Origin of the sequence: Streptomyces sp. H39-C1, assembly GCF_027158125.1 — a bacterium.
GTDB classification, from domain to species: domain Bacteria; phylum Actinomycetota; class Actinomycetes; order Streptomycetales; family Streptomycetaceae; genus Actinacidiphila; species Actinacidiphila fildesensis.
The window spans coordinates 1-5,984 of record NZ_JAPVLS010000083.1 but is presented as its reverse complement, the minus strand read 5'-3'; the positions used below and the strand labels follow the sequence as shown (position 1 = coordinate 5,984).

4 protein-coding genes and 1 pseudogene are annotated in these 5,984 nt (G+C 73.4%); all 5 read right to left on the bottom strand.

All coding sequences use genetic code 11. From position 1 onward, the window contains the following. Window positions 1-1,012: pseudogene (locus tag O3W51_RS37460) on the bottom strand (hypothetical protein); the annotation flags it as partial. Next, window positions 1,009-1,731, bottom strand: a complete 723-nt coding sequence (locus O3W51_RS37455) for an ATP-binding cassette domain-containing protein (protein WP_138359313.1) — start codon at window positions 1,729-1,731, stop codon at window positions 1,009-1,011. The gene O3W51_RS37455 and the pseudogene O3W51_RS37460, both read right to left, overlap by 4 nt. Window positions 1,732-1,863: 132 nt before the next feature. After that, window positions 1,864-3,333: an MFS transporter gene (locus O3W51_RS37450; protein WP_138359311.1), complete on the bottom strand. Its 1,470-nt coding sequence runs from the start codon at window positions 3,331-3,333 to the stop codon at window positions 1,864-1,866. Window positions 3,334-3,455: 122 nt separating this feature from the next. After that, window positions 3,456-5,012, bottom strand: a complete 1,557-nt coding sequence (locus O3W51_RS37445; protein ID WP_198357518.1) for a sigma-70 family RNA polymerase sigma factor — start codon at window positions 5,010-5,012, stop codon at window positions 3,456-3,458. 56 nt (window positions 5,013-5,068) lie between these two features. Beyond that, window positions 5,069-5,984 (bottom strand): CAP domain-containing protein (locus O3W51_RS37440; protein ID WP_269288529.1); only part of this gene is annotated, 916 nt, incomplete at its 5' end.

Below are 5,984 nucleotides of genomic sequence, written 5' to 3'. Positions count from 1 at the left end.
GCGTCCCGGAGGCGCCCGCGGCGACCTGGCGGGCGGTGCGCAGTTCCACCGTCTGCAAAGCGGCCAGCACACCGGTCGTGGTGCGGGACCGCTGCCGCACGGGGGCCAGCGGTAGCGAACCCGCCGCCCGCCGCGCCAGCTCGATCGCCGCCGCCGTGACGGCCAGCGCCAGCAGCGCCGCGACCGGACCGCCCGGCACGGCTGCCGGGGTCGGCGACAGGGCGGCGATACCGCTCCAGCCCCACGGCCCCGACCACAGCTCGATCCGTTCCAGCCAGGTCACCCGGTGACCTGCCGCCGCCAGCGCGCTCTGCGCGGCGAGGGCCAGTACGAGGAGACCCGCGTACGGGGTCGCGGTCCGCACCCACCGGGCCACGGACTCGCGGGCTTCGACGGCCACGGCGAGCGCGGTGGCGAGCAGCGGTACGCACACGCCGCCGACCCCGCACCAGGCGAAGGCGGCCGCGAGCCCGGTCTTGACCGTCAGTCCCAGCGTCACCATGCCGATCACGGAGGCCAGCAGCCCGACCGAGAGCGACACCCCGCAGGACACCCAGAACCACGGCAGCAGGATGCGGGAGATCCGCACCGGCTGGGTCAGCAGCCAGTCCGCGGTGTCGCGTGGCGGCACCACCGGTCCCCGCCACAGCGCGTCGCGCGCGGCGACCAGTAGCGCGCCGAGTGCCAGCGCGCAGACCCCCGACGGGACGGCGGCGAGGATCGCCGCGCCGTCTACGGTGTAGTCCGCGCCCATGGAGCTCTTGATGAACAGACTGAAGCCGGGGAGCACACCCCACACGACCAGGATCAGCAGGACGCAGTAGACCGCGAAGCCGACCTGGCCGGCCCGCTTGCGGCGGTGCGGGGAGCGCAGATTGCGCAACAGCAGCAGCGCCTCGGCGGTCCAGTCGTCCTCCTCCTCGTCCCAGGAGGCGTCCCGCTCATCGTCGAGGCCGCCGTCGGCTCCGTCGTTTCCGGCCTGTTCCCCGGTGTGCCGCGTCGTCGTACTCACCGGGCCGCGCCCGCGACGCCGGTCTGCCACGTGGTGTCGGCCGCGTCGTCGGAGAGCACCTCATCGGGTGTGCCGTCGGCGACCAGCTTGCCCTCGCGCAGCACCAGCACCCGGTCCGCGACCGCGCGCGCCAGCTCGGCGTGGTGGGTGACCAGCAGGACGCCCACCCCGTCGGCCGCCTCCGCGGCGATCAGGTCGGCCAGCCGCCGCCGCGCGTCGGGGTCGAGCCGCTGCTCGGGCTCGTCCAGCAGGAGCAGATCCCGCGGCCGCACGAGCGCGGACGCCAGCAGCAGCGACTGCAGCTGCCCGGAGGAGAGGCCCGAGGGCAGCGACCTGGCGTGCTCGCTCAGCAGCCGGTCGGCGAGTACGTGATCGATCCACGCGTCCGCCCCCTCCACCCCGTGCGCGACGGCGACGAGCTGCAGGTGCTGGCGCACGGTGAGGTCCGGGTAGCACGCCACGGTGTCCCCGACCACCGCCACCCGGGCCCGCACCCGGGCGTCGTTCTCCGTCATGGGCCGGCCGTCGAAGGTGACCTTGCCCTTGGTGGGCTTGTCCCGCCCGGCGGCGATCCGCAGCAGTGTGGACTTCCCCGACCCGTTGTGGCCGAGCAGCGCGACGCACTGGCCGCCGTCCAGCGAGAGGTCCACCGGATGCAGCACCGTGCGCTTTCCGTAGGAGCGGCTCACGCCGGTGAGTTGCAGTAGCGGTGCGCCCATCGGCCGTGCTCCTCAGAACGTGTCCTTCACCTTGCTGAGGCGAACGGTATCCGAACACGAAGGTGTCTCCCGCAGCGACGGGGGCGCTGCGGGAGACACCCGTCCGGTTGCCGGGCGTACACCAAGGGGGTGTCAGTCCTCCCGATGGTGCGTCCGGCTCGGGAGCAGGAAGGCTGACGCGAAGGCCGCGGTCAGCAGCCCGGCCGCGATCCAGAAGGTCACCTGCATGGCCCCGTCGAATCCTCCGGTGCCCCCGTGGGTGAGGCAGCTCAGGAAGACCGTGCCCAGAGCTGCCACCCCGATACTGTTGCCCACCTGCTGGAAGGCGTTCAGCAGTCCGGAGGCCGAGCCGGTCTCCTTGATGGCCACGCTCCCGATGGCGATGTTGTAGTAGGGCGTCAGTACGCCGCCCATACCCAGTCCGATCACCAGCAGCGCCGGCAGCAGCTGCCACGCTGTCACCGTTTGATCGCTGGAGTGGATGTTGGCGACGACGACGGTCAGGGCCACCGCCCCGACGGCCAGGGCCCCCAGCCCCGCCTGCAGGGTCGCCCGGTCACCCCACCGGCGCACCAGCACCGCTCCGGCGAGGGCCGCACCGATGGCCGAGCCGAGTGTCCAGGGCATCATCACCAGCCCGGCGTCCAGGGCCGAGAACCCGTGGCCGAGCTGCAGCTGAACGATGAGCGCGAACATCATGCCGCTCAGCGCCACGTAGTACAGCATGCCCAGCAGCAGCGCGACGACGAACCGCATGTTGTTGAACAGCCCGAGTTCCACGAGCGGGGTGCGCCCTGCCGCGGCACGGCGCCGCTGGTGCATCCCGAAGACGACGAGCACGGGTAGTGCGGCGGCCATGCTGATGAAGCACCAGGCGGGCCAGCCCTTGTCGCGTCCCTGCATCAGGGGGTAGGCGAGCAGGAGCATCGCCGCCGCCGCCAGCGCCGTACCCACTCCGTCCAGCCGGCGCGATCGGCCTCGGTCGGTGGGGCCGGTGCCGGGGATGAGTTTGATCCCGCCGATGACCGCGGCGAGACCGATCGGTGCGTTGACGAAGAACACCGCGCGCCAGCCCAGGCCGAACAGGTCGCCACTGGCCAGAGCGCCGCCCAGGATGGGTCCGATGATCGCCGCCATACCCACGACCGGGCCCATCATGCCGATCGCCTTCGGGAGTTCACGCCCCGGGAACAGCTCCCGCATGATGCCGAGGCCCTGCGGGACCATGATGGCGACGAAGAACCCCTGCAGGCTGCGCATCCCGATGAGCATGTCGGTGTTCACGGAGAGTCCGGCGACCACCGACGCGACGGTGAAGCCGGCGGTGCCGACCAGGAACACCCGCTTGAGGCCGAAGATGTCGCCCATCCGCCCCCCGGTGATCAGCATCGTGGCGAAGGCGAGGGTGTAGCCGGCGGTCATCCACTGGAGATCGGAGTAGCTGCCGTGCAGTCCGGTGCGGATCGTCGGGCCGGCGGTGCTGACCATCATGGAGTCGAGCAGGTCCATGCAGTGGGTGGCCAGGACCGCGGCCAGCGCGTACCAGCGCAGGCGGTGCCTTGCCGGGACGGCGGTGGTGGTGGCCTCCGCGACGACAGCCATGAGGGATCCCTTCGAAGAACTGCGCAGGCAACTGCGAGCAGGGTTCCCCGAAGCGCTCCAGCATCGCTTGAGACTCCCGGACCGCCGAAGCGATCAGGCCCGGATGCGGTCCGGGCCGGACGTCAGTGGGCGGCGAAGTCCTGGGTCCACCAAGGGCCGCCGGAACCGAGGTGGGCGCCCACTCCGATGTGCGTGAACTGGCAGTTGAGGATGTTGTCCCGGTGTGCGGCATCGCTCATCCAGTCGGCGACGGCACGGGAGGCGGTCGACGGGCCGCGGTCGATGTTCTCGCCCCATCTGCTCCACGTGTAGCCCGCGGCGGTGATCCTCGCGTCCGGGCCCACCCCCTCCGGGGTGTCGTGCTCGTAGTAGCCACGGGCGGCCATGTCGTCGGAGTGTGCCTGTGCCGCCGCATGCAGCTTCGCGTCCGCGCGCACCGGGCGGCAGCCGTGCAGCGCCCGCTGCGCGTTGACCAGCTCGGTGACCTGCTGTTCGAGGGTGGGCCGGGGACGGGCGGGCGGCGCCGCGGGCTTGGTGGTCGGAGCCGGCGTCGCGGTCGGCGTCGGAGATAGGGGGGCGGGCGCGGTGGTCACGGGTGCGGTGGCCGCCAGGGAGGGCGCGGCAGCCGGCGCGGGGGACGCCTGACCGGGTCCCCACCGCAGCGCGGCCACCACCGCTGTGCCCGTCACCAGCAGCACGCCGGCGACGACGGCTGGCGTACGGGGCCGCCGGGAGCGCGGCGGTTTTCCGCGCGAGCCCGAGCCGCGTGAGCCTCCCGAGCCGCCACCGGAGCGGTGCGAACCGCCGGAGCCGTGCGCACCGGCGGGACCATGGGCACCGCTTGAACCACCCGAGCCGTGTGCTGCGAGCGGTGAGCCGGTCGGGGCCACCGGCAGGCCGGCCGGGGAGCCGAGGCCGGGGGAGTGGAGGACGGGCACCAGGCTGAGCCGGGCGAGCAGCCCCTCGGCCGGTACCAGGTCGGCGGCGCGCCCGGAGCAGTCCGGGCAGTCGCGGGCGTGCCGGGCGATGCGCTTGCGCCACAGCGCGGACGGTATCTGGTCCCAGGGCGCGACGAGGTAGCCCAGCTCGGGGCAGCGCGGTACGGCGGCCAGCGCCCGCACCACGAGCCGGCCGGTCTCCAGCTGCTCCTTCATCCGCTGGACGCGCACCGCCGCGTGCCGTGCCGGGACCCCGAGCCCGGCGGCCAGCTCCTCGCGGGTGATGACGTCGGCCGCCTCCAGCCACCACAGGGACAGCAGCTCCCGGTCGTCGGCGTCGAGCCAGCGGGTGGCCTCGGCCACCTCCCGGCGCTGCCCGGACAGGCCGAGCCGCCAGATCGTCAGGTCGGTGAAGTCGGCCGTCGGGTCGGCGATCTCCCGCGCCTGGTCGAGCCCATCGGCGCGGGGCGTACCGCTCGCCGACCGCAGCCGGCGGACCTGGTTCATGGCGATGGCGACGAGCCAGGAGCGGAAGGCCGCCGGATCGCGGAGGTCGGGCAGGGAGCTCAGGACGCGCAGCATCGTCTCCTGCACGACGTCGTCGACATCGGCATGCCCGTCCAGCGCCCGGCCCACGATGTTGTAGACCAGCGGCAGATACGCCGCGACCAGCTCCTCGCGGGCCCCTTCGTCCCCGGCCCTGGCGGCCGCCACCAGCGCGGCCCCGCTGTCCCGCTCCACGTCCGACCGCTCCCGTCCACCGTCTCGTGCCGTGTTGCCCCGCACCGTCCGTGACCTCAGGAGGCCGCGCCGAAGTCCTGGGTCCACCAGGGACCGTTCGCACTCATGTTGATGCCGACGCCGATCTCTTTGAAGGCGCAGTTGAGGATGTTGTCACGGTGTCCGGGGCTCTTCATCCAGCCGTCCATCGCGGTTTGGGCGTCCTTGGGGCTCTTGTAGATGTTTTCGCCCCATGTGCTCCAGTGGTAGCCGGCGGCCGTCATCCGCGCGCCCGGCCCGACGCCCTCAGGGGTGTCGTGCTCGTAGTAGTTGCGGGCGGCCATGTCATCGGAGTGCGCCTGGGCCGCGGCCTGGAGCTTCGCGTTGACGGTGACGGGTTTGCAGCCCTGTCGGGCGCGTTCGGTGTTGACCATGTCCACGACCTGCTGCGCGTACCGGGCGGTGGTTCCGCCGCCGGACAGCGTGCCCGAGGAGGGTGCCTTACGGGAGCCGACGCCCGTGCCGGTCCCCCCGGTGCCGGTGCCCGTTCCGGTGGTGTGCGGCACGGTGGTGGCCGGGTGGGTGCCCGGCCGCTGCGCGGAGGGGGTCGCCGTGGCGGAGGCGCTGTGGGAAGGGGTGGCGGGGGCCGCGGATCCCGTGGCGGCCGAGGCGCCGCCCGGGGTGCCGGCCGGATCGGGGGCGTCCGTGACCGGCGCGGGTCCGGCGGCCGCACGCGTCTCGTCGGTCCGGTCCGTCGTCGACTGGACCACGGTGTACCCGCCGCCCGCGACGGCTATGAGCGCGGCGGCGCCACCGACGGTCGCCGCCCACCGCGAGCGGCGCCCCCGGTGCTGCCCGCTCCGCCCGCTGTGCCGCCCGGCGCTGAGGCCCCGCCCGGCGGCCGAAAGCGTGCCCCGGCCGTCCGGGCGCTGGTGGTACGGGGCGCAGCGCGCGCCCGGGTCCGGGGTGGTCGTCGGGGGCTGGGTCTCAGGG